The 22,191-nt window shown below is 58.7% G+C and carries 22 protein-coding genes; 10 read left to right on the top strand and 12 right to left on the bottom strand.

Annotated features, from left to right (window positions below; genetic code table 11):
- Positions 1-8 precede the first annotated feature (8 nt).
- Positions 9-914 carry a 16S rRNA (cytidine(1402)-2'-O)-methyltransferase gene (rsmI, locus tag F8N62_RS28665; protein ID WP_191632460.1) on the bottom strand — a complete coding sequence of 302 codons (906 nt, stop codon included), beginning with the start codon at positions 912-914 and terminating at the stop codon, positions 9-11.
- Positions 915-1,090: 176 nt separating this feature from the next.
- Between rsmI and F8N62_RS28660 the strand changes: the two genes are divergently transcribed.
- The 4 genes from F8N62_RS28660 to F8N62_RS28645 all read left to right on the top strand — a co-directional run bounded on the left by F8N62_RS28660 (position 1,091) and on the right by F8N62_RS28645 (position 4,537).
- Entirely contained in the window at positions 1,091-2,902 is a 1,812-nt protein-coding gene (locus F8N62_RS28660) for a penicillin-binding protein activator (RefSeq protein WP_150713837.1), read from the top strand.
- Entirely contained in the window at positions 2,902-3,264 is a 363-nt protein-coding gene (locus F8N62_RS28655) for a YraN family protein (protein WP_150713836.1), read from the top strand. Before F8N62_RS28660 ends, F8N62_RS28655 begins: the two co-directional genes overlap by 1 nt.
- A gap of 104 nt (positions 3,265-3,368) precedes the next feature.
- Complete coding sequence (locus F8N62_RS28650; RefSeq protein WP_150713835.1) at positions 3,369-3,962, top strand: phosphoheptose isomerase; 594 nt, start codon at positions 3,369-3,371, stop codon at positions 3,960-3,962.
- Positions 3,959-4,537 carry a BON domain-containing protein gene (locus F8N62_RS28645; protein WP_150713834.1) on the top strand — a complete coding sequence of 193 codons (579 nt, stop codon included), beginning with the start codon at positions 3,959-3,961 and terminating at the stop codon, positions 4,535-4,537. The genes F8N62_RS28650 and F8N62_RS28645 overlap by 4 nt, the downstream gene beginning before the upstream one ends.
- Positions 4,538-4,688: 151 nt before the next feature.
- Here the strand turns inward: F8N62_RS28645 and F8N62_RS28640 are convergent, their stop codons facing one another.
- The 7 genes from F8N62_RS28640 to rplM form a co-directional block, all read right to left on the bottom strand.
- Positions 4,689-5,102: a ClpXP protease specificity-enhancing factor gene (locus tag F8N62_RS28640; RefSeq protein ID WP_150713833.1), complete on the bottom strand. Its 414-nt coding sequence runs from the start codon at positions 5,100-5,102 to the stop codon at positions 4,689-4,691.
- A 16-nt stretch (positions 5,103-5,118) separates the two neighbouring features.
- A complete protein-coding gene (locus F8N62_RS28635; RefSeq protein WP_150713832.1) occupies positions 5,119-5,736 on the bottom strand; it encodes a glutathione S-transferase N-terminal domain-containing protein in 618 nt (205 codons plus the stop codon).
- Between the two features lie 150 nt (positions 5,737-5,886).
- On the bottom strand, positions 5,887-6,669 hold the full coding sequence (locus F8N62_RS28630) for a cytochrome c1 (protein WP_150713831.1): 783 nt from the start codon (positions 6,667-6,669) through the stop codon (positions 5,887-5,889).
- Positions 6,669-7,880, bottom strand: coding sequence for a cytochrome b (locus F8N62_RS28625; RefSeq protein WP_138964339.1), 1,212 nt, complete (start codon positions 7,878-7,880; stop codon positions 6,669-6,671). Before F8N62_RS28625 ends, F8N62_RS28630 begins: the two co-directional genes overlap by 1 nt.
- A complete protein-coding gene (gene petA / locus F8N62_RS28620) occupies positions 7,880-8,473 on the bottom strand; it encodes a ubiquinol-cytochrome c reductase iron-sulfur subunit (protein ID WP_054045584.1) in 594 nt (197 codons plus the stop codon). The genes F8N62_RS28625 and petA overlap by 1 nt, the downstream gene beginning before the upstream one ends.
- 267 nt (positions 8,474-8,740) lie before the next feature.
- Complete coding sequence (gene rpsI, locus F8N62_RS28615) at positions 8,741-9,133, bottom strand: 30S ribosomal protein S9 (RefSeq protein WP_002555064.1); 393 nt, start codon at positions 9,131-9,133, stop codon at positions 8,741-8,743.
- A 14-nt stretch (positions 9,134-9,147) separates the two neighbouring features.
- Entirely contained in the window at positions 9,148-9,576 is a 429-nt protein-coding gene (rplM, locus tag F8N62_RS28610; RefSeq protein WP_007905295.1) for a 50S ribosomal protein L13, read from the bottom strand.
- 245 nt (positions 9,577-9,821) lie between these two features.
- On the opposite strand from rplM, the gene F8N62_RS28605 reads away from it, so the two are divergent.
- Complete coding sequence (locus tag F8N62_RS28605) at positions 9,822-10,862, top strand: NADP(H)-dependent aldo-keto reductase (protein ID WP_150713830.1); 1,041 nt, start codon at positions 9,822-9,824, stop codon at positions 10,860-10,862.
- 108 nt (positions 10,863-10,970) lie between these two features.
- Here the strand turns inward: F8N62_RS28605 and F8N62_RS28600 are convergent, their stop codons facing one another.
- Positions 10,971-12,107: an acyl-CoA dehydrogenase family protein gene (locus F8N62_RS28600; RefSeq protein WP_150713829.1), complete on the bottom strand. Its 1,137-nt coding sequence runs from the start codon at positions 12,105-12,107 to the stop codon at positions 10,971-10,973.
- A gap of 244 nt (positions 12,108-12,351) precedes the next feature.
- Between F8N62_RS28600 and F8N62_RS28595 the strand changes: the two genes are divergently transcribed.
- The 5 genes from F8N62_RS28595 to F8N62_RS28575 all read left to right on the top strand — a co-directional run bounded on the left by F8N62_RS28595 (position 12,352) and on the right by F8N62_RS28575 (position 18,716).
- Positions 12,352-13,248 (top strand): GlxA family transcriptional regulator, encoded by an 897-nt coding sequence (locus F8N62_RS28595; protein WP_191632462.1) that lies wholly within the window; start codon positions 12,352-12,354, stop codon positions 13,246-13,248.
- A gap of 166 nt (positions 13,249-13,414) precedes the next feature.
- Positions 13,415-15,361 carry an NAD(P)/FAD-dependent oxidoreductase gene (locus F8N62_RS28590; RefSeq protein ID WP_150713827.1) on the top strand — a complete coding sequence of 649 codons (1,947 nt, stop codon included), beginning with the start codon at positions 13,415-13,417 and terminating at the stop codon, positions 15,359-15,361.
- Between the two features lie 209 nt (positions 15,362-15,570).
- Positions 15,571-16,458: a nitrilase family protein gene (locus F8N62_RS28585; RefSeq protein ID WP_150713826.1), complete on the top strand. Its 888-nt coding sequence runs from the start codon at positions 15,571-15,573 to the stop codon at positions 16,456-16,458.
- 16 nt (positions 16,459-16,474) lie between these two features.
- A complete protein-coding gene (locus F8N62_RS28580) occupies positions 16,475-17,671 on the top strand; it encodes a hypothetical protein (RefSeq protein WP_150713825.1) in 1,197 nt (398 codons plus the stop codon).
- A 64-nt stretch (positions 17,672-17,735) separates the two neighbouring features.
- Positions 17,736-18,716, top strand: a complete 981-nt coding sequence (locus F8N62_RS28575) for an asparaginase (protein ID WP_150713824.1) — start codon at positions 17,736-17,738, stop codon at positions 18,714-18,716.
- 158 nt (positions 18,717-18,874) lie between these two features.
- On the opposite strand, the gene zapE is transcribed toward F8N62_RS28575, so the two are convergent.
- From zapE to F8N62_RS28560, 3 genes are all read right to left on the bottom strand, one after another.
- On the bottom strand, positions 18,875-19,969 hold the full coding sequence (zapE, locus tag F8N62_RS28570; protein WP_150713823.1) for a cell division protein ZapE: 1,095 nt from the start codon (positions 19,967-19,969) through the stop codon (positions 18,875-18,877).
- A gap of 90 nt (positions 19,970-20,059) precedes the next feature.
- Complete coding sequence (locus F8N62_RS28565) at positions 20,060-21,415, bottom strand: tryptophan--tRNA ligase (protein WP_150713822.1); 1,356 nt, start codon at positions 21,413-21,415, stop codon at positions 20,060-20,062.
- Positions 21,416-21,439: 24 nt separating this feature from the next.
- On the bottom strand, positions 21,440-22,069 hold the full coding sequence (locus tag F8N62_RS28560; protein WP_150713880.1) for an alpha/beta hydrolase: 630 nt from the start codon (positions 22,067-22,069) through the stop codon (positions 21,440-21,442).
- Between the last annotated feature and the right edge of the window lie 122 nt (positions 22,070-22,191).

The following is a 22,191-nucleotide window of genomic DNA, read 5'->3' as shown; positions in this document are numbered from 1 at the left end:
GTCGGGTTTTACTCGCCTTTCTGCTGATCCAGCGCGACTTGATACAGCACATTCTTGCGCTCGCCGGTAATTTGCGCCGCCAATGCCGCGGCGCGTTTGAGCGGCATCTCTTCGAGCAACAGATTGAGGATGCGCATGGCTTCACTGCTGACCGCGTCTTCGGTTTCGGGGGCGGACCACCCCGCGACCAACACCACGCATTCGCCGCGTTGCTGATTGCTGTCCGACTCGACGAACTCGCGCAGTTCGGCCAACGGCAACCCCTTGAGGGTTTCAAAGGTCTTGGTGATTTCACGGGCCAGCAGCGCCGGGCGCTCACCCCCGAACACCAATTCCATGTCTTGCAGGCATTCAAGGATGCGGTGCGGTGCTTCATAGAAGATCAGCGTGCGCGGCTCTTCCTTAACCAGCTCCAGACGAGCACGCCGCCCGACAGCCTTCGCCGGCAGAAAGCCTTCGAAGATAAACCGGTCGGACGGCAAACCCGCCGCCGACAATGCGGCGATCAAGGCGCAAGCCCCCGGCACCGGCACCACATTGATCCCGGCAGCGCGAGCCTGACGCACCAGGTGATAACCCGGATCGGAAATCAGCGGCGTCCCCGCATCGGAGATCAGCGCGACATCGTCGCCGGCGAGCAGCCGGGTAATAAAGCGGCTACCTTCATCGCGCTCGTTGTGTTCATGGCAAGCCGCCAGCGGCGTGGGAATGCCGAAGTGCTGCATCAACCGCTGGGAGTGGCGGGTGTCTTCGGCGGCAATCAACGCCACTTCACGCAGGATCTTCAGCGCGCGCGCACTGATGTCGTCCAGGTTGCCGATGGGCGTCGCCACCACATAAAGCGAGCCAGCAGCGGAATTCAAAGCACCTGGAGCAGTCAAAGCGCACACCTCATGGTCGGTAAAAGCCGCCATTGTAGCGCGTAGCGACGTCTGCGATACGCGCAGGCAAGTGCGGATTTTTCAGCCTCAGGTGGAGCGCTGCAACATTTACACGAGCTAAATTGATCGATTCACGCCAGTAACATCGCGCCCCGGCCAGTGCTTGGGTACAATTCCACGCTAATTTGATCGAGTATCAGGAACACTACATGATCGCTTGCCTGCGGCTGTTCACTGCCCTCTGCCTCGCTGCCTTGCTGGCGGCTTGCGCCAGCTCGCCCTCCTCCAGCCTTGGCGAACTTCCACGGACCCCGGATGCCAGTATCGAGCAACTGCTTGATCAGGCCGCCAAGAGCAAAACACCGGAAGAAGCTGCACTGCTTCGCCTGAGTGCGGCGGACCTGGCTTATCGTCAGGGGAATGCCGGCCAGTCCGCGCAAATCCTCCAGCAAGTCCCGGTCGAACAACTCAAGCCCGGCCAACAGGTATTCGCCAGCACCCTGGCGGCCGAACTGGCCATGGTGCGTAATCAGCCGAAAGCGGCGCTGACGGCCTTGAGCCATCCGAGCCTGCAACGCCTGAGCGAACTGCCGGTGGAGCAACAGGTTCGCACCGGCACCGTGCACGCCCGCGCTCTTGAAGCCGATGGCCAGACGCTTGCAGCGGCACGGGAGCGCATTTTCATCGCGCCAATGCTAAGCGGTGAAGCGGCCAGCAAAAACCACGAAGCGATCTGGACCCTGATCGCGTCGTTGCCGACCGATCAATTGCAGCCTACCTCCACCGATGACCTCGGTGGCTGGATGAGCTTGGCGCTCGCGGTGAAAACGGCTGGCACCCTGGAGCAGCAACAAGCCGCCATCGACAACTGGCGCGCCCAGAACCCTAAACACCCGGCCGCCCTTCAGTTGCCGCTGCCGCTGACCAATCTCAAGGAACTGGCCAGCCAGCCCCTTGGCAAGATCGCCCTGCTGCTGCCGCAAGACGGTCCGCTGGCCTCGGTCGGCAAGGCGCTTCGCGAAGGTTTCATGGCCGCTCACTACCAGGCTCAGCAAGCGGGTCAGAAGCCGCCGGCCATCGAGTTCTACGACAGCTCGCGCCTGACCTCTCTCGACGAGTTCTATCGCAAGGCGCAGGCCGATGGCGTGCAACTGGTGGTCGGCCCACTGGAAAAGCCGCTGGTCAAACAGCTCAGTACGCGCCCGCAACTGCCGATCACGACCCTGGCGCTCAATTACAGTGAAGGCGAACAAGGTCCGGCGCAGCTGTTCCAGTTTGGTCTCGCCGCTGAAGACGAAGCCCGCGAAGTGTCCCGTCGCGCTCGCGCCGACGGCCTGCATCGCGCCGCCATCATGGTGCCAAAAGGCGAATGGGGCGACCGCGTACTCCGGGCGTTCAGCCAGGACTGGCAAGCGAACGGCGGCAGCATCGTGGCGACCGAGCGCGTTGATCAGCCGGTGCAACTGGCCCAGCAGATTGCCGACATGTTCCAGCTGCGTCAGAGCGAAGGCCGCGCCAAGAGCCTGCAAAGCACCGTGGGCTCGCAAGTAGCGGCCCAGCCTTCACGTCGTCAGGACATTGAGTTCATCTTCCTGGCCGCTACGCCTCAACAAGCCCAGCAGATCAAACCGACCCTGAACTTCCAATACGCAGGTGACGTGCCGGTTTACGCCACTTCCCACGTGTTCAGCGCCAGCGGCGATGTGAACCAGTACAACGACATGAACGGCGTGCGCTTCTGCGAAACGCCATGGTTGCTGGACGCCAACGATCCATTGCGCAAGCAAGTCACCGCACAATGGCCGCAAGCCGGTGGTAGCCTGGGTCGCCTGTATGCGATGGGTGTCGATGCCTATCGTCTGGCGCCGCGCCTGGGTCAGCTCAAAGCCTTGCCGGACAGCCGCATCGAAGGTCAATCGGGCAGCCTGGGCATGACTCAGAACCAACGCGTCGTGCGTCAGTTGCCATGGGCACAGTTCGTCAACGGTCAGGTTCAACGCCTGCCGGATACCGCGCGCTGATGCCCGACAGGTCACGCAAGCAAAGCGGTCAGGATGCCGAGCGCCATGCGCTCGAGCATCTGCAACAACAAGGTCTGCGCCTGCTGGCGCAGAACTGGTTGTGTAAACGCGGCGAGCTTGATCTGGTCATGCTTGATGGCGATACAGTAGTATTCGTTGAAGTTCGCTACAGAAAAAACACTCAATGGGGTGGCGCGCTCGATAGCATTGATGAGCGCAAACGGCAGAAACTGATTTTTGCCGCGCAGTATTTTCTTCAGCGCGAGTCGCGTTGGGCCAATTCCCCCTGCCGTTTCGACGTGGTTGCCATCGACAGCAGCCTCGATCAGTTGAACTGGCTGCAGAATGCCTTCGACAGCTGATCGCGTGCGCCTCGAACCGGACACTTTCACCCAACAATTTTGCTCTTTGCTTTGCGGGCTGCACATTCATGTGCCGAGTAGCCGCGCTAATTAAGGTCACACAGATGGACATGCAATCCCGAATTCGCCAGCTTTTCCAGGCCAGTATCGACACCAAGCAAATGGCGATGGACGTACTTGCACCGCACATCGAGCAAGCCAGCCAGGTCATGGTCAACGCCCTGCTCAACGAGGGCAAAATGCTTTCTTGCGGCAACGGCGGTTCAGCCGGCGATGCCCAGCATTTCTCGTCCGAGCTGCTCAACCGCTTCGAGCGCGAGCGCCCGAGCCTGCCAGCCATTGCGCTGACCACCGACAGCTCGACGATCACCTCGATTGCCAATGACTACAGCTACAACGAAATCTTCTCAAAGCAGATCCGCGCCCTTGGCCAGCCGGGCGATGTCTTGCTGGCCATTTCCACCAGCGGCAACTCGGCAAACATAATTCAAGCGATCCTGGCCGCACATGATCGCGAAATGATTGTCGTAGCAATGACTGGTCGCGACGGCGGCGGCATGGCGTCGCTGCTATTGCCCGAGGACGTCGAGATTCGCGTACCGGCCAACGTCACCGCACGTATTCAGGAAGTCCACCTGCTGGCGATCCATTGCCTTTGCGATTTGATCGACAGCCAACTGTTCGGGAGTGAAGAATGACCCCTAATCGCCTAGGCCTTCTGGCCTTGACCCTGTGCCTCGGCATCAGCGGCTGCACCTCGGTGGTTAACGCCAGCCGTGAGGCGCCGATTGAAGATGATCGCGGCACCCGCACCTTCGGCAGCAAGATCGACGACTCCCTGATCGACACCAAGGTCGGCGTTAACGTCGCCAAGGCCGATCCGGCCCTGGACAACGACTCGCACATCGTCGTCACCAGCTTTAACGGCGTTGTGCTACTCGCCGGTCAGACGCCACGTGCCGACCTCAAGGCCAAGGCCGAACAGGCTGCCGCCGCGGTCCAGCGCGTGAAGAAGGTTCACAACGAATTGCAGGTGCTGCCGCCTTCCGGCTTCATCGCCCGCCAGAATGACACGTGGCTGACCTCCAAGATCAAGACCCAGATGCTCACCGACCCAAACATCCCGGGTTCGCGCATCAAGGTGGTCACCGAGAACGGCATCGTCTATTTGCTGGGCCTGCTGACCAAGCAGGAAGCGGCGCAGGCGACCAATCTGGTGCAGGGCGTCTCCGGCGTGCAAAAGATTGTGAAGCTGTTTGAGTACATTGACTGACATTCACCCCGCAGGAGCTGCCGCAGGTTGCGATCTTTTGATCTTTCGATTTTAAAAGACAAGGTCAAAAGATCGCAGCCTTCGGCAGCTCCTACGTGTTTGATAGTGGTGAGGTAATAAAAAAGGCGATCCATCCGGATCGCCTTTTTTATTACTTCACCACTTTCAAACTGGGTCGACCGCTTGGACGCGGCGGCTCGCTGTCAGGTGGCGGAATCTCATCATCCGGCTCGATCTCGTCCTCGTCTTCCATAGGCGATTCCAGGTCGAACACCATGCCCTGACCATTCTCCCGGGCGTAAATGCCCAGGATCGATGCGATAGGCACGTACAGAGTGTGAGGCACGCCACCGAAGCGCCCCTCGAAGCTGACCGCTTCGTTGTCCATGTGCAAATGACGCACGGCGGCCGGCGATACGTTCAGGACAATTTGTCCGTCACTGGCGAAACCTTGTGGCACCTGCACCGACGGATATTCGGAATTGACCAGCATGTGCGGGGTGCAATCGTTATCAACAATCCACTCATAGAGCGCGCGGACCAGATAAGGTCGACTGGAGTTCATAGCGGCTCCTTAAGCCTTAGCGCATATCGCGTTCGACACCAGACAGACTCGCCTGGAAAGCCTCACGCGCAAACGAGCGCTCCATATAATCAAGCAACGGCTTGGCAGGCCGTGGCAGTTCAATACCCAGAATCGGCAAGCGCCAGAGTATTGGTAATAGGCAGCAATCCACCAGACTTTGTTCCTCACTGAGGAAAAACGGCTTGTCGGCAAACAACGGCGACACACCGGTCAGGCTTTCGCGCAGCTCTTTACGAGCCACGACACGGGCGGCTTCCTTGGCCTTCGGATCCAGGATCAGATCCACCAGACCGCACCAGTCACGCTGTATACGATGAATCAGCAAACGGCTGTTGGCACGCGCCACTGGATAAACCGGCAGCAAAGGCGGATGCGGGTAACGCTCATCCAGATATTCCATCACCACGGTCGACTCCCACAACGCCAGGTCACGATCGACCAGGGTAGGCAGGCTTCCGTAAGGGTTCACTTCAATCAGTTTAGGCGGCTGGCGACCAGCTTCCACGTAAATGATCTCGGCGCTGACACCCTTCTCTGCAAGTACGATACGCACTCGGTGGGAATAGTGGTCGGCGGGGTCGGAGTAACAGGCCAACCGATTGGTCACGCCCATGGCGGTCCTCCTCGCTTGTTGAAATTATCGGAAGCGGAAAAACGAGCGCGCCCAGAGGGCGCCTCCCGTAACGCCTGGATCACCAGACTCGTTACACCTTCAGAGGCGCCCTTGGGCGCGCGCGATTAACAGCAATTGCTTGAAACGTTATCAGTGCACATCTTTCCAGTATTCGCGCTTGAGCAAGTAGGCGAATACGAAGAAGAACGCCAGGTACAGCAAGACGTAGGTACCAATGCGCTGATGTTGCAGCTTAACCGGGTTAGCCGAGTAAGCGAGGAAGGTTACCAGATTCTTGACCTTCTCATCGAACTGCTCTTCGGTCAGGGCACCGGTCTTCGGCACGATGGTCAACTGATCGCACGCTTCATGAGTCAGCGCGGTACCGGTCAGCGGATCATATTGCTTCTTGCCGTCTTCGACGATCTGCACCTGTTTGCAACCGACAACCTGACGACCTTGCAGGCCGACCAGGACGTTAGGCATGCCGACGTTCGGGAAGACCTTGTTGTTCACACCCCAAGGGCGCGACGGGTCTTCGTAGAACGACTTCAGGTAACCGTAGAGCCAGTCAGTACCACGCACACGAGCCACCAGGGTCAGGTCCGGCGGCGCAGCGCCGAACCAGGTCTTGGCGTCTGCCGGCTGCATGCCGATGCTCATGTGGTCGCCGATCTTGGCGCCGGTGAACACCAGCTTCGAGAGCATCAGATCGTGAGGAATCTCCAGATCATCGGCGACACGCTCGTAGCGCTGGAACTTGGCGCTGTGGCAGCCCATGCAATAGTTGGCGAACGTACGCGCGCCATCTTGCATTGCAGCCTTGTCGGAAACGTCGATGTCGACTTTTTCCAACTCGGGACCACCGTGTTCAGCCGCGAAGGACAATACAGGCAGAGCAGCAAGAATCAGTACAGCAAATAGCTTTTTCATCAGCCAGTCACCCTTTCCGGAACCGGTTTGGTCTTCTCGAGCCTGGTGTAGAACGGCATCAGAATGAAGTAGGCGAAGTACAGGAAGGTGCACACCTGCGACAGCAGCGTACGGCCTGGCGTCGGGGCCAAAACACCCAGAATGCCGAGGATCACGAACGAGACGCAGAACACCACCAGCCAGATTTTGCTCAGCCAGCCTTTGTAGCGCATCGACTTGACCGGGCTGCGGTCAAGCCATGGCAGTACGAACAGCACGGCAATGGCTGCGCCCATGGCGATAACGCCGAGGAGCTTGTCCGGAACCGCCCGCAGAATCGCGTAGAACGGCGTGAAGTACCAGACCGGAGCGATGTGCTCTGGGGTCTTGAAGGCGTTCGCCACTTCAAAGTTCGGCTTCTCGAGGAAGTAGCCGCCCATCTCCGGGAAGAAGAACACGATCGAGCAGAAGATGAACAGGAACACCACCACGCCGACGATATCTTTCACGGTGTAGTACGGGTGGAAGGCAATGCCGTCCAGCGGTACGCCGTTTTCGTCTTTGTGTTTCTTGATGTCCACGCCGTCCGGGTTGTTCGAGCCGACTTCGTGCAGCGCCAGGACGTGCAGCACCACCAGACCGAGGATCACGATCGGCAAGGCCACGACATGTAACGCGAAGAAGCGGTTCAGGGTAATACCGGAAATCAGGTAGTCACCACGGATCCACTGGGTCAGGTCGTTACCGATAACCGGGATCGCACCGAACAGCGAGATGATCACCTGGGCGCCCCAGTACGACATCTGACCCCATGGCAGCAGGTAGCCCATGAAGGCCTCGGCCATCAGCGCCAGGTAGATCAGCATGCCGAAGACCCATACCAGCTCACGCGGCTTCTGGTACGAACCGTAAAGCAAGCCACGGAACATGTGCAGATACACCACGATGAAGAACATCGAAGCGCCGACTGCGTGCAACAGACGCAGGATGGAGCCGTACTCGACGTCGCGCATGATGTATTCGACGGAGGCAAATGCCTCTTCCGCCGACGGGGTGTAGCTCATGGTCAGCCAGACACCGGTAACGATCTGGTTGACCAGAACGAGCAGCGCCAGGGAGCCAAAGAAGTAGAAGAAGTTGAAGTTCTTCGGGGCGTAGTACTTGCTGAGATGGTCTTCCCACATTTTGGTCGCGGGAAAGCGCGCATCAACCCAATCCATGAACTTGCTCATCACGCTTTCTCCGTATCGACGCCAATGACAATAATCTCATCGGTCTCATAGGAATGCGGGGGAACTGGCAGGTTCAAAGGCGCAGGTTGCGACTTGTAGACGCGGCCAGCCAGATCGTAGTGGGAACCGTGGCACGGGCAGAAATATCCGCCGACCCAGTCCTTGCCCAGATCAGCAGGTGCCACTTCAGGACGGAAGGTCGGCGAGCAACCCAGGTGTGTGCAGATACCGATCAGCAGCAGAACCTCTGGCTTGATCGAACGCGTTTCCGGGTCGACATAAGTCGGTTGTGTCGAGTTCTTGGAGGTCGGGTCAGACAACTGGCCCTCGATCTTTTTCAGATTCCCCAGGATTTCCGCGGTACGGCGAACGATGAATACCGGCTGACCGCGCCACTCAGCAATCATCTGCTGGCCTGGCTCGATCTTGCTGACATTCACTTTCACCGGTGCACCTGCAGCTTTCGCCTTGGCACTGGGAAACCATGACCCCACGAACGGGACCGCAGCCCCCACCGCTCCTGCAGCACCCACCACGGATGTGGCTGCTACCAAGAAGCGACGCCGGCCTGCATTCACGCCGTCATTGCTCATTCAGTCCTCTCCCATCAGCTTTGTGGCCTGTTAAATCAGGCATCTACTAAGTAAAACTATGTACTTATAAAAATTTTGCCGAATGGTAATGAAAAGCCCCAATTCTGACAAGGTAATTACCGAGGGGCTCCTTTGCCAAGCCTTGCAGTATAGGGGCTCTGCGGCTGTGGCAAGTTGTCACAGAGCAATTCTTCGATAAATTGCGCCCATAAAAAAACGCCCAGCTCCGTGAGGAAACTGGGCGTTCTTTTTGAACGTGAAAGCGAATTAACGCTTCGAGTACTGCGGACGCTTACGCGCTTTACGCAGACCGACTTTCTTACGTTCAACTTCACGAGCATCGCGAGTAACGAAGCCAGCTTTGCGCAGAGCGCCACGCAGGGTTTCGTCGTACTGCATCAGTGCGCGAGTGATACCGTGGCGGATTGCGCCAGCTTGACCACTTACACCACCGCCGATCACGGTGACGTAGATGTCGAACTTCTCGACAGTCTCAGTCAATTCCAGCGGCTGACGAACTACCATGCGGGCAGTTTCGCGGCCGAAGAAATTATCCAGCGAACGGTTGTTGATGGAGATGTTACCAGTACCCGGACGCAGGAAAACGCGTGCGGTTGCGGTCTTGCGACGGCCAGTGCCGTAATTTTGAGTCGCCGACATAATGAACTATTCCGTTAAAACTTCAGTTCTTGGGGCTGCTGAGCAGTATGAGGGTGTACAGCGCCCGCATAGACTTTCAGCTTACGATACATGTCGCGACCCAGCGGGTTCTTAGGCAGCATGCCTTTGACCGCGGTCTCGATCACGCGCTCAGGGGCTTTAGCGATCAGCTTCTCGAAGTTGATCGACTTGATGCCGCCCGGGAAACCGGAGTGGGAGTAGTAGATTTTGTCGGTGGTTTTAGCACCGGTTACACGAATCTGCTCGGCATTGATAACGACGATGTAATCGCCGGTGTCAACGTGAGGAGTGTACTCAGCTTTATGCTTGCCACGCAGACGGCTCGCGATTTCGGTGGCCAGACGACCCAGGGTCTGACCTGCAGCGTCGACGACAAACCAGTCGCGCTGTACTGTTTCCGGTTTAGCAGTAAAAGTTTTCATTCTTTATAGCCTCAGGGGCCGCCCTGTAAATTAGACGGCGGATCTTACTGAATAGTGCGTACTTTGACAAGTCAAAGGCAGCCGGATACAGACGCTTTCGGGGGCTCGGGTCGGCGCGTCCGTTCAACGGCAAGATTCTTCGGCGGCGGCGCATCACTTCCACTGCAGAAAGAGGTGCGTAATTATGCAGATTGCGAAAAATATTTCAACCTGCTTTTATGATTGTTTTGCCAGAGGAGCACCCGATGGACTATCGCCAGCTAGGCCGAACCAATCTGAACGTGAGTGCAATCTGTCTCGGAACCATGACCTGGGGCGAGCAAAACAGCGAGGCTGAAGCCTTCGCGCAGATCGAACGGGCCAAAGGCGCCGGGATCAATTTCATCGACACCGCCGAAATGTACCCGGTGCCGCCCAAGGCCGACACCTACGCCACCACCGAGCGTTACATCGGCAATTACTTCAAAAGTCGCGGTGATCGTGCCGACTGGATCCTGGCCAGCAAGATCGCCGGCCCCGGCAACACCATCGACTACATCCGCGACAAAAACCTGCGGCACAACCGCCAGCACATCACCGAAGCCGTGGACGCAAGCCTCAAACGCCTGCAGACCGACTACATCGACCTCTACCAGTTGCACTGGCCGGAACGCAGCACCAATTTCTTCGGCCAACTGGGTTACAAACACCAGACCGAAGCCAACCTCACACCGCTGGAGGACACCCTCGAAGCACTGGACGAACAGGTCAAGGCCGGCAAGATCCGCCATATCGGCCTGTCCAACGAAACGCCGTGGGGCACCATGCGTTTCCTCGCGCTGGCCGAAGCCCGTGGCTGGCCGCGCGCGGTGTCGATTCAAAACCCGTACAACCTGCTTAATCGCAGCTTCGAAATCGGCCTGGCGGAAATCGCCATTCGCGAACAGTGCGGCCTGCTCGCCTATTCGCCGCTGGCATTCGGTTTCCTGTCGGGCAAATACGAAGGTGGCGCGCGCCCGCCAAAAGGTCGCCTGAGCCTTTACAGCCGCTTCAGTCGCTATTTCAATCCACAGTCGGAAGCGGCGTGCAGCCGCTATGTGGCGCTGGCCCGCGAACACGGTCTGGACCCGGCACAAATGGCGTTGGCGTTCGTGACACAGCAGCCGTTCGTCACCAGCAACATCATCGGCGCGACGACGCTTGAGCAGCTGGACAGCAACATTGCCAGCTTCGAGCTGAAACTGTCCGATGAAGTGATGGCGGGGATTGAGGCGATCCATAAAGATCACCCGAATCCGGCACCGTAATTTGCAGTGATCTCGAAAAGATCGCAGCCTTCGGCAGCTCCTACATGAGATTGGCGTACCCCCGTAGGAGCTGCCGCAGGCTGCGATCTTTTCAGCCATCAAAACGATTCAAAGCGACCGCGCAATAATCTCCTTCATGATTTCATTGGTGCCGGCATAGATCCGCTGCACCCGTGCATCCGCCCATGCCCGGGCGATCGGGTATTCCCACATGAACCCATAACCGCCATGCAACTGCACGCACTCGTCGAGCACCTTGCACTGCAGGTCCGTGCCCCAGTACTTGGCCATCGCCGCCGTCGGCACATCGAGCTTGCCTTGCAGGTGCAATTCCAGGCAGCGATCGACGAACACCCGGCCGATCTGAATTTCGGTCGCCATCTCGGCCAGTTTGAAGCGAGTGTTCTGAAAGTCCGCAATCGCCTTGCCGAACGCCTTGCGTTCGCGGGTGTATTCCAGCGTCCATTGCAAGGCGGCCTCCGCTGACGCAAGCCCGCCGATTGCAACGGTCAACCGCTCCTGCGGCAACTCCTGCATCAGATACGCGAAGCCCATTCCGGCCTGCCCCAGCAGGTTTTCCTTGGGCACGCGAACGTCCTGGAAGAACAGCTCCGAGGTGTCCTGCGCCTTCATGCCGACTTTTTCCAGACGCTTGCCCTTGGCAAAACCAGGCGTGTCGGCCTCGACCAGAAACAGACTGGTGCCCTTCGCGCCCGCCTTCGGATCGGTCTTGGCCACGACAATCACCAGGTCCGCGAGATAACCATTGGTGATGAAGGTTTTCGAACCGTTGATCACGTACTCGTCACCATCGAGCACCGCCGTGGTTTTCACCCCTTGCAGATCGGAACCGGCACCCGGCTCGGTCATGGCAATCGCGGTGACCATCTCGCCGGACACCAGTTTTGGCAGGTATTTGTGTTTCAGCGCTTCACTGCCGTAATGCAGGATGTATGGCGCGACGATGTCCGAGTGAAGGGAAAACCCGATGCCGGTAAGACCGAGGCGACCGACCTCTTCGATCACCACCGCGCTGTAGAGAAAGTCGGCGCCGAGCCCGCCGTACTCTTCCGGCAGATGCGAACAGAGCATCCCCGCCTCCCCCGCCTTGTTCCAGAGCTGGCGGTCGATATAGCCCTGTTTTTCCCATTGCCCATGAAACGGCACGGCCTCTTTTTCGAGGAACGTTCGCACGCTGTCGCGGAACAGTTCGTGTTCGGGACTGAACAAGGTTCTGGGGATCATGCGGCACCTGTCGTTATTGTTAGAAAGAATTGGCCATCAGAGACTATGCCGCGTTTCCGATACAGGACACTGGACACATCAGACAAAAAATAAGACGATCCAGCCGTCTGGTGACCACTTTCCCCTATAAGAATAAAGTTGAATTATGCCTAACCAAGTCTCCCCGCCCTTGCGGCGCGTCAGCATCCTGGCTATCGACCGGGTTTTCGCTTTCACCCTCATGCAAGCCAAGGATTTTTTCCACCTGGCCAGTCTGCGCTACGGCAAACAACTGGGTCACGGCCTGACGCCTGCGTTCGAAACCCGGGTAGTCAGCCCCGACGGCAAACCGGTGAACAGCTTCAGCGATGTGATCATGCCGGTGGACGGCGGCCTGGATAACGCCGATATCATTATTCTCCCGGCGTTCTGGGACGATTTCGAAACCCTGTGCCAACGTTACCCACAGATCCTGCCCTGGTTGCGCCAGCAACATGCGCGCGGCGCGGTGCTATGCGCCGAGGCCACGGGGGTGTTCTGGCTGGCCGAAGCCGGGTTGCTCAACGGCAAGGAAGCGACCACCTACTGGCGCTTCTTCAACGCGTTTGCCGAGCGTTTCCCAAGGGTTCATCTGAATCAGGACAAGCACCTGACCGACGCCGATAACCTGTACTGCGCAGGCGGCACGACCTCGGCGTGCGACCTCTACATCTACCTGATCGAGCGCTTCTGCGGCGCCAACGTGGCCCAGGCCGTGGCCCGCGATATTCTCTATGAAGTGCAGCGCAGCTATACGCCGGGACGCATCGGTTTCGGTGGGCAGAAGCTGCATCAGGACGTGATCATCCTGCAGATCCAGCACTGGCTCGAAGAGCACTTCGCTGACAAGTTCCGCTTCGAAGATGTGGCGCGCGAACATGGCATGAGCATCCGCAACTTCATGCGCCGCTTCCAGACGGCCACCGGCGACAAACCGCTGCACTACCTGCAACGTCTGCGCATCGAAACTGCCAAGGGCTTGCTGTCCGGCAGTCGCAAAAGCATCAAGACCATCAGCTATGAGGTCGGTTACGACGATGCGAGCTTCTTTGCGCGGCTGTTCCGCCAGCACACGGAACTGTCGCCCAACCAGTATCGGCAGCAGTTTCAGCAAGCCGCGTAGCCTTCAGCAACAGCGACTCCCTGCTGCACTGAAAGACCTGCCTCGCAGGTCTTTTCCCACGATAAAAAACGAATGAAGAGTACCTGCGGGCCCAGTTTGACGGCTATGCGCTGATCGCTCGGACCCGCAACATCTTCCCTGCAATCACCTTCAGGGAAGATCATCAGTGACTATCGGATCCAGCTACGACTACCGCGCCCATGACCCCAAAGATGACAGTCGCACCCATCGCCCGGCGGACAGCAAATGGAAGGCCCGTTTCCCGAACCCGCCAGACTTGTGCTTCGACTATCGAGCCCTGATCGAACAGGAAAACGGCATCGCCAGGGCAACTGACCCGCATCACCGGATTTGCATCATCGGTGCCGGCGTCACTGGACTGACCGCCGCCCGAGAACTCTATCGCTGCGGTTTTACACATATCTCCCTGATCGAACAATCCCGGCGCATTGGCGGCAGGCACCTGACCGTACCGGGTAATCGACACGCCAAGGAAAGTCATACGCCGTTTGAAATGGGTGCCATGCGCATGCCCTTTTTCAACCGGCCGAATGAGGCACCGACGCAAGGCCGATCGCTCATGGCCTACTACACCCAGGCATTTGATCTTGCGTTTTCGCAATTTCCCAACCCGGGAAGCCAATGGGTCCGCTCCACCGGCATCTATCTGCGAGAGGGCCGCATGGGCGGCGCTTCGACGCCACACATGTTGATATGGACAAACCTCGACGGCCTGACGCCCCCTCCCGCCGAAGATCTGCAAACGGTTTACGCCAAGTGGAAAGCCTTTTCCGATCGCATGACCCGGCACGTTGCGCAGGTGTACGCCAGCGAGGCATGGGAGGCCATATGGGCTGCCATCGTCGAAAGATACGAGGGCGTGTCGTTCCGCGACCTGGTGCGCATGCCGGTCCTCGAAGCCTGGGATGAACGCGCGCCGGGAGACTTTGGCGGGTTGGGAATGTCCGCAGATGAGTCTGCGATTTTCTACGCGATCGGCATCGGCGACGGCAGCTGGGGCGCCTTCTACGACGTGTGCTGCCTTTATCCGCTACGCACGGCGATCTTCGGTTTCAGCAGCCAGCTGCAACTGATTCATGGGCGGGTGGACGCAAAGGGCGATCCGCTGCCCTCGCCTTACCTGCACAGCGAAGCCGTGCATGATTCAACCGGGTTGAGTTTCGACAGACCCCGCTACATCGGGCTCGCCGCGTTGAACGAATGCCTGATGTTCATGAAGATCGCCGAAACCGGAAAATCTGTCTACGAACACAGCCGCGACACCCCTACCGGCCTGCCGACGGACTCTTCGGTGACCCGACTTAAAAAACTGACCAACCAGAAAACCCGGGTGTATTTCAATTGGAAACACAGCCAGCCCGAGCATACCCAGGAACACTTTGAAGACTTCGACTCAGTCATCCTGACCCTGCCCTCCTGGCTGATTGAAACACGCATCAAGCTGGAAAATTTCACCGAGCAAATGCTGCCCTTCGACATCATCAATGCCTATAAAACCGCGCATTGGGAAACCAGTTGCAAGGTCTATGCGCCGCTGGAAAAATCCTTCCTTTCAAAAAACATCAGCATCCCGCAGGCCATCGTCACCGACAGTTTCATTCATGATGTCTACACCTACCGCTACAACGATCACTACCGCTACGACTGCATCCTCCTGAGTTACACCTGGGAGGACGATGCGACCAAACTCGCTGCATTCAGCGATCAGGAACTGGTCATCCGCTGCGCCAACGAACTGGATCGCATCTTGATGAACTGCACCAATATCCAGCAGAAAATCTCACCGTACATTGACCTTGACCAGGCCGTCGTCCAACGCTGGATCACCGATAAAAATGCGCTGGGTTGTGCAAAGTTATACCGACCCGGCACCTACTACGACGCCGTGAGCCTGATGAAGTACAACCGGGATTACGCGCACCTCTCCGGACTGTATTTGTCCGGGGAATCATTTTCTGTCGATGCAGGCTGGACGGAGCCCTGTTTTCGCGGAGCCGTCGATGCCGTCATTCATCTTTGCGCCAAAACCGCCGCGACCTTCAATGGCGGTTTTTCCTTGAATGACTACCCGCACTACCAACTGAAAACCTGATCAAGCACCCGTCCCAGAGCCTTGCGAGCAACGCATTGGCTCTGCTGCCCTGCCGTCCTGGCAGGGCGATTAAACACCTCGCCCCTGCATCTTCGGAAACGGACTACAGCCGTACCGGAAGCCGCCGACTTACGCCCGCCTGCCGTTTCAACTCTTAATAAACACGCAATTAAACGGCGTGAATAACAATAAAAAAGAGGTCATCGGCAATGAGCGATCCAACAAGCCCTGTTCGTGTAGCAGTCGTGCAATTCGACCCTCAGGTCGGCACCGAAAAATGTGCAGATAACCTGCGTTGCAGCCTGGAATTAGCGCTGGAAGCAGTCAACGGCGGGGCGAATCTGATCGTCCTGCCTGAGCTTTCCAACACCGGATATTTCTTCAGCAGTCGCCAGGATGCCTTCGCCCATGCGGAAGCGGTTCCCGATGGGCCGAGTGTGCAGGTGTGGATGGAGTTCGCCCGCAAACACAAGGTTTACCTCGTCGCCGGTTTGACCGAACGCGATGGCATGCGCCTGTTTAACACCGGCGTACTGGTGGGACCTGAGGGGTTTATCGGCAAGTATCGAAAGGCGCATTTATGGAACCTGGAGAAACTCTGGTTCACCCCCGGTGACCTGGGTTTCCCGGTTTTCGACACTCCGATCGGCCGCATCGGCCTGTTGATCTGCTGGGACATCTGGTTTCCGGAAGTGCCGCGAATCCTCAGCCAGCAAGGCGCCGACATCATTTGCAGCCTGAACAACTGGGTCTGGACCCCACCACCGTTGTTCGATGAGGCCGGCAAGTGCATGGCGTCGTACCTGACGATGACCGCCGCCCATGTAAACAACGTGTTTATCGCCGCCGCCAGCCGCATCGGCGAAGAGCGAGGCGCCCGGTACCTGGGTTGTTCGTTGATTGCGGGGACCAATGGCTGGCCGATTGGCGCGGTGGCGTCCGCCGACCAGCAGGAAATCCTGTTCGCCGATATCGACCTGACCAGTTCCCGCAGCGCACCGATCTGGAATGACCTGAATGACCTGCATCGCGATCGTCGAACCGACCTCTTCGATCAGATGCTCGGTTACACCCGACACCCTTGTCTGCCGCGCTGATAAGGGGCCATGACCAATGGAATCGACAATCGAAAAACGCCCGCAAAACCGTCACGCACTACTCGACCTGACGGCGCTTATGCTCATGCTCGGCTTGGCATCGCTGATCCTCTGGCTGTCATTCACCCACCGCTCTGCCTGGGCCGCCGACTGGCCTGATTACAGTCACTTGGTCTCAAGCCTCCCCGATCCGAACGCGTGGTTGCGCTGGGTGCTGGGAGACATCAGTGAGGTGGCGTTCTACAAACACGAGTTCGCTTCCATCGGGTTGTTGGCGGGCGCCTATCTGGCCTACCGGGCGAACCGCACCGGAAAATCCTGGCAAGGCTTTGCCATCTGCTACGGCAGCGGATTATGGCCGTGGCTGGTGACCAGTTCGTTGCTTGGGCTGTTGCTGAGCAACCTGCTGTGGGGCTGGACGGTGACAGCCGACAGCTGGCAACCGACGTTCGCCGCATTTGTGTCACTGCCGGCGGCGATGGTGCTGATGTTTGGCAGGGGCTGGAAGGTCACGATCAATGGCGCAATCATGGGCGCGGTACTCGTCACGCCGATGTGTTTGCTGATCGTCAACTACGTCTGCAAGCCGCTGGGCCTGCCGGTGGTGATCGGCAATGTCTCGGGCATGGCGGTCGCCAGCGTGCTGGCCTTTTTACTCTGTCGTTACCTGCCAGGCCTGGTGAAATCCGCTGCCTGCAGTCTGCCGCCAGCCCCTTTGCCTGACACCACAAAAGCACCCGACTATGGTGTCTTCTGGAGCGTGCGCCGGGTACTGGCCGACTTTTCCGAAGCGCCGTTCTATGGCAACGAATGGGCCAGCCTCGGTTTGATAGCGGGCGCACTGTTGGCGTTTACGCTGAACCCGCTGAGTCCGGCGTACGGCTCGGCGTTGCTGCCACAGCTGATCGGCGCACAGGCGCTGACCTCGGCGCTGGGCGTGGTGATCTGGCGTCGGCACTGGATGTCGCTCGGCTGGTACCCCACCTACGTCCCGCTGGTATCCGTGGTACCGGCGGCGGTTCTGACGTACGGCGGCAGCTGGCCAGTGATTGTCATGAGTGCGCTGTTGGGGGCCTTGATCGCACCGCCCCTGGCGTGCGCCATTGCCAGGCGATTGCCGCCCGACATGCATGGCTTCATCGGTAATGTGCTGTCGATGGCCATCAGTACGCTGCTGATCATTCCGTTTATCGGTTTCCTGATAAACGACTGATCGCCACTCGGCTGTACCTCGAACGGGTACAGCCGACTTCATTTCCACCCAAGCGAGGTATTACATGGACTTGCCCAAACTGGCCATTGCGGCCCTTGGCGGTACCGTGAGCATGCAAGCCGGGAACGTTGGCGAAGGCGTTATCCCGACGGTCAGTGGCGAAACCCTGCTGGCCTCCGTACCGGAATTGACCCTGCTCGCCGAGGTGACGATTGAAACCCTCGGACTGCTGCCCAGTGCGTCACTGGATTTCGAATTCCTGTTGAGCGTGCTGTCCTGGGCGAATTTCCAGATCAAGCAAGGCGCGTCAGGTGTTGTCATCATTCAAGGCACCGACACGCTGGAAGAAACCGCGACGTTTTTTGACTACCTGTGGGAACACGATGAACCACTGGTCTTGACGGGCGCAATGCGTTCCGCAAGCCAGGCGGGGGCAGATGGACCGGCAAATTTGCTGGATGCTTGCCGCGTGGCACTGGCCGAAAGCAGCCGCCAACGCGGCGTTCAGGTGGTCATGAGCGGGCAGATCCACTCGGCGAACGCGGTGCGCAAAACCGACTCGTTGGCGGTGCAGGCGTTTTCTTCCCCGGGCACCGGTCCTGCGGGCCTGCTGCTGGAGGACAGGGTGCGCTATCTAAGACCGCCGCCCCTGCGCAGCGTCCTGCCATTGCCGATCCAGACCACGCACAGGATTGCCCTGCTGGAAGCGTCGCTGTCCGCCGACAGTCTGTTACTGGAAAGCATCCTGGGGCTGGGTTACGACGGGCTGGTGATCGCGGGATTTGGTGCGGGCCATGTGTCCGGGAACTGGGCTGAGGGGATCGAAATAATCGCCAGGGAAATTCCCGTCATCATTGCCACGAGGACCGGCTCCGGCTCCACAGCGCACTCGACGTATGGCTTCAAGGGCGGCGAGATAGACCTGACGCGCAGAGGCGCGGTGATGGCCGGGTTTCTCTGTCCACGCAAAGCCAGGATCTTGCTGTGGCTGTTGGTGGGTTGCCAGCGGCAAAACGAATTGGCGAGCCTTCTCTCCCAAGATTGATGCAAAACCTGTGGGAGCGAGCCTGCTCGCGAAAACGGTCCTTCAGTTGACTTCATTGTTGAATGAAAGTCAGCTTTCGCGAGCAGGCTCGCTCCCACAATGGGCATAAGCGCACAAAAAAGGCCTGCATTTGCAGGCCCTTTTGTTTCCGATAAATCCTACGGCTTATGCGCCCGCGACAGAAACTCGTGGGACTGCATTTCCAGCAAGCGACTGAGGGTGCGCTGGAACTCGAAGTTCAGGCGACCGCCGGTGTAGAGATCTTTGAGCTCGACTTCCGCAGAGATGATCAGCTTCACGTTGCGGTCGTAGAACTCGTCGACCATGTTGATGAAGCGTCGGGCGATGTCGTCGGTGGTGACGCTCATCTGCTCGACACCGCTGAGCAACACGGCGTGGAAGATCTTGCCGAGCTCGATGTAGTCGTTCTGGCTGCGCGGACCGTCGCAGAGTTCGCGAAAATCGAACCACGCCACGTCGTCGCAGGTGCGCAACGCGCGAATTTCGCGGTTCTCGATCATCAGCACATCGTTCTCGATGGCCGCCGTGCATTCCGGTGTCAGCGCCCGGAAACTCTTGCGCAAGCTTTCGTGGGAGGCTTCGTCGAGCGGGAAGTGGAACAGCTCCGCTTGCTCGAGGTGACGCAGACGATAATCGACGCCGCTGTCGACGTTGACGATCTCGGTGTTTTGCTTGATCAGCGCAATGGCCGGCAGGAAGCGCGCACGTTGCAGGCCGTCCTTGTACAGTCCATCCGGCACGATGTTCGAGGTCGCGACCAGGGTCACGCCGTTCTTGAACAGCTCTTCCATCAACGTGCCGAGGATCATCGCGTCGGTGATGTCGGAGACGAAGAACTCATCGAAGCAGATCACTCGCGACTCGTCGGAGAAACGCTTGGCGATGAGGGTCAGCGGATTCTTCTCGCCGCCGAGGGTCTTCATCTCTTCGTGCACGCGCTTCATGAAGCGGTGGAAGTGAGTGCGGGTTTTTTCCTTGAACGGCAGCGCTTCGAAGAAGGTGTCGACCAGGTAAGTCTTGCCGCGACCCACGCCGCCCCAGAAATACAGGCCCTTGACCGGCGCCTGTTCTTTCTTGCCGAACAGCTTGCCGAGCAGGCCCGGCTTGCTCTGCGAGGCCGCGACCAGATCGTCATACAGGCGCTGCAAATGGCGCACGGCGGTTTCTTGCGCGGCGTCATGGAAGAAGTCCGGGCGTTTCAGATCAGCTTGATATCGTTCTAGGGGCGTCATAATTCGTTAGCAAGGCAACAAAAACGGGCCGTCACTGTAGCGACGGCCCGTGGGAATGGCAATCGGCCCTTGGTCGGACCGAGCCGCTGATTATTCCTGAACCGGCGTCAGCGCGATTCGCAGCGCGTCGATAGCCACGTCGCGAGCAGCACTGTCGGCGAACGCCGGGCTGTCGGCCACGCAGTCGCCTTCCAGCCAGACGCTGAAGCTCAGGTCTTCATTGCGCACGTCCAGAGGCTGACCGGCTTGCAGTTGCTTGGTCACCTGACCGGCGGTTTTACCGTCGGCGAAGTTGCGCGAGAGCAGCAATTGCTCGCCATCAGCCGCCAGCAGACGGAAACGGAAGCTGCCGTCGTCTTCACGGAAACTGACGAAACGCGCGGCTTTCGCGGCTTTCTTTTTGCTGGTCGCGGCGACTTGGGTCTGGGCCACGAAAGAACGCAGGCCCACCGCTTCACGCAGTTCATTGAGAAATGGCGTCGCCACGGCGCGGGCCTTTTTGGCGCCGATCTGCAGGATGTCTTCCAGGTCTGCCGGGCGTTCGATCAGTTGGTGATAACGCTCGCGCGACTCGCCCAGTTCGCTGTCGAGCAACTGGAACAGACGGTTCTTTGCCTCGCCCCAGCCCAGGCCCTGCAACAGTTCGCTGCGGAATTCGTCGGATTGCGCCGGCGTGGCGAACGCCTGGAACAGGGTAAACAGGTGTGAATTGTCCGGATCTTTGGCTTCGCCCGGTGCGCGGGAGTCGGTGACGATCCGCGAAATCGCGTCCTTCATCTCTTTGGCGCTGCTGAACAACGGAATGGTGTTGTCGTAGCTCTTCGACATTTTGCGACCGTCGAGACCTGGCAACGTGGCGACGCTTTCTTCAATCAGCGCCTCGGGCATGGTGAAGAATTCTTTGCCCTGGCCAAACAGGTGGTTGAAGCGCTGGCCGATGTCCCGGGCCATTTCCACGTGCTGGATCTGGTCACGACCGACCGGGACCTTGTGCGCGTTGAACATCAGAATGTCCGCGGCCATCAATACCGGGTAGCTGTACAAGCCCATGGTGATGCCGGCGTCCGGGTCTTCGCCGGTTTCGACGTTTTTGTCCACCGAAGCCTTATAGGCGTGGGCGCGGTTGAGCAGGCCCTTGGCGGCAACGCAGGTCAGCAGCCAGGTGAGCTCGGGTATTTCCGGGATGTCGGACTGGCGGTAGAACGTCACGCGGTCCACATCCAGGCCACCGGCCAGCCAGGTCGCGGCGATTTCCAGACGCGAGCGCTGGATGCGCAGCGGGTCATCGCATTTGATCAGGGCGTGGTAGTCGGCGAGGAAGTAGAACGAATCGGCATTGCTGTCACGGCTGGCGAGGATCGCCGGGCGGATGGCGCCGGCGTAGTTGCCCAGGTGCGGGGTGCCGGTGGTGGTGATGCCGGTGAGGATACGGGTACGAGTCGTCATGGGTAATCGCTTGTCAGACTGCAATCAATTCGAAAGGCGCGGCAGGATCAGATCCTTGAGATCGGTGAGCTTGCCATGAAAAAAGTGTCCGCATTCTGCCACTTTCAGCAGCTCGTGGGGGCGCTCGAGTGTGTCGGACCAGTCGTAAACAGCCTGCGGGTCGATGACTTCGTCGGTTTCCGGCTGGATCAGGGTCAACTCGCCTTGCTGTGGCAGTTGATCCTGATCGCCCAGGCGCATGACCGCAGGCGCGACCATGAACACATGCTTGAGCTGTTCGCCGGTGGCTTCGAGACGCCCGCCGAGACTTGCGGCAACAAATCCGCCGAAGGAGAACCCGAACAGGGTCAGCGGCAAATCAGGATGTTTCGCCCGCAACCATTCGGTCGCAGCCTGGGCATCATCGACTTCGCCAGTGCCCATGTCGTGCGCACCTTCGCTGGCGCCGACGCCACGGTAGTTGAAACGCAAGGTGATCAAACCGGCATCGCGCGCGGTGCGCTGCAGGGTCGAGACCACTTTGTTGAGCATGGTGCCGCCCTGCACCGGGTTCGGATGGCAGATCAACGCGATGCCGCGTGGCGCTTCATTATCCAGGTAAAGAGCTTCCAGTTGGCCGACCGGACCAGCAATGACTACAGGGGTTTCGCGCATAAGCAAGGAAGGAACTCCGTGACCTCGAATCGGGTCGACTCGTCTAGCAAATTGTCTGTGCCGATGTATTGCGAGTGAATCGCGGTATACAGCGCAGGTTCGAGCCGTTAACGTAAAGCAAA

It is taken from the genome of Pseudomonas fluorescens (genome assembly GCF_902497785.1).
Classification (GTDB): Bacteria; Pseudomonadota; Gammaproteobacteria; order Pseudomonadales; family Pseudomonadaceae; genus Aquipseudomonas; species Aquipseudomonas fluorescens_BO.
This window is presented reverse-complemented; position numbering and strand designations above follow the sequence as displayed.

Bases quoted from the DNA above. Each gene is read 5' to 3' on its own strand.
- F8N62_RS28560 (WP_150713880.1), bottom strand. From the start codon at position 22,069: ATGCGCGAAACCCCTGTAGTCATTGCTGGTCCGGTCGGCCAACTGGAA.
- rsmI (WP_191632460.1), bottom strand. From the start codon at position 914: ATGGCGGCTTTTACCGACCATGAGGTGTGCGCTTTGACTGCTCCAGGT.
- F8N62_RS28645 (WP_150713834.1), top strand. From the start codon at position 3,959: ATGACCCCTAATCGCCTAGGCCTTCTGGCCTTGACCCTGTGCCTCGGC.
- rplM (WP_007905295.1), bottom strand. From the start codon at position 9,576: ATGAAAACTTTTACTGCTAAACCGGAAACAGTACAGCGCGACTGGTTT.
- F8N62_RS28605 (WP_150713830.1), top strand. From the start codon at position 9,822: ATGGACTATCGCCAGCTAGGCCGAACCAATCTGAACGTGAGTGCAATC.
- rpsI (WP_002555064.1), bottom strand. From the start codon at position 9,133: ATGTCGGCGACTCAAAATTACGGCACTGGCCGTCGCAAGACCGCAACC.
- F8N62_RS28635 (WP_150713832.1), bottom strand. From the start codon at position 5,736: ATGGGCGTGACCAATCGGTTGGCCTGTTACTCCGACCCCGCCGACCAC.
- petA (WP_054045584.1), bottom strand. From the start codon at position 8,473: ATGAGCAATGACGGCGTGAATGCAGGCCGGCGTCGCTTCTTGGTAGCA.
- F8N62_RS28585 (WP_150713826.1), top strand. From the start codon at position 15,571: ATGAGCGATCCAACAAGCCCTGTTCGTGTAGCAGTCGTGCAATTCGAC.
- F8N62_RS28600 (WP_150713829.1), bottom strand. From the start codon at position 12,107: ATGATCCCCAGAACCTTGTTCAGTCCCGAACACGAACTGTTCCGCGAC.
- F8N62_RS28630 (WP_150713831.1), bottom strand. From the start codon at position 6,669: ATGAAAAAGCTATTTGCTGTACTGATTCTTGCTGCTCTGCCTGTATTG.
- F8N62_RS28565 (WP_150713822.1), bottom strand. From the start codon at position 21,415: ATGACGACTCGTACCCGTATCCTCACCGGCATCACCACCACCGGCACC.
- F8N62_RS28575 (WP_150713824.1), top strand. From the start codon at position 17,736: ATGGACTTGCCCAAACTGGCCATTGCGGCCCTTGGCGGTACCGTGAGC.
- F8N62_RS28655 (WP_150713836.1), top strand. From the start codon at position 2,902: ATGCCCGACAGGTCACGCAAGCAAAGCGGTCAGGATGCCGAGCGCCAT.
- F8N62_RS28660 (WP_150713837.1), top strand. From the start codon at position 1,091: ATGATCGCTTGCCTGCGGCTGTTCACTGCCCTCTGCCTCGCTGCCTTG.
- F8N62_RS28640 (WP_150713833.1), bottom strand. From the start codon at position 5,102: ATGAACTCCAGTCGACCTTATCTGGTCCGCGCGCTCTATGAGTGGATT.
- F8N62_RS28650 (WP_150713835.1), top strand. From the start codon at position 3,369: ATGGACATGCAATCCCGAATTCGCCAGCTTTTCCAGGCCAGTATCGAC.
- F8N62_RS28580 (WP_150713825.1), top strand. From the start codon at position 16,475: ATGGAATCGACAATCGAAAAACGCCCGCAAAACCGTCACGCACTACTC.
- zapE (WP_150713823.1), bottom strand. From the start codon at position 19,969: ATGACGCCCCTAGAACGATATCAAGCTGATCTGAAACGCCCGGACTTC.
- F8N62_RS28625 (WP_138964339.1), bottom strand. From the start codon at position 7,880: ATGAGCAAGTTCATGGATTGGGTTGATGCGCGCTTTCCCGCGACCAAA.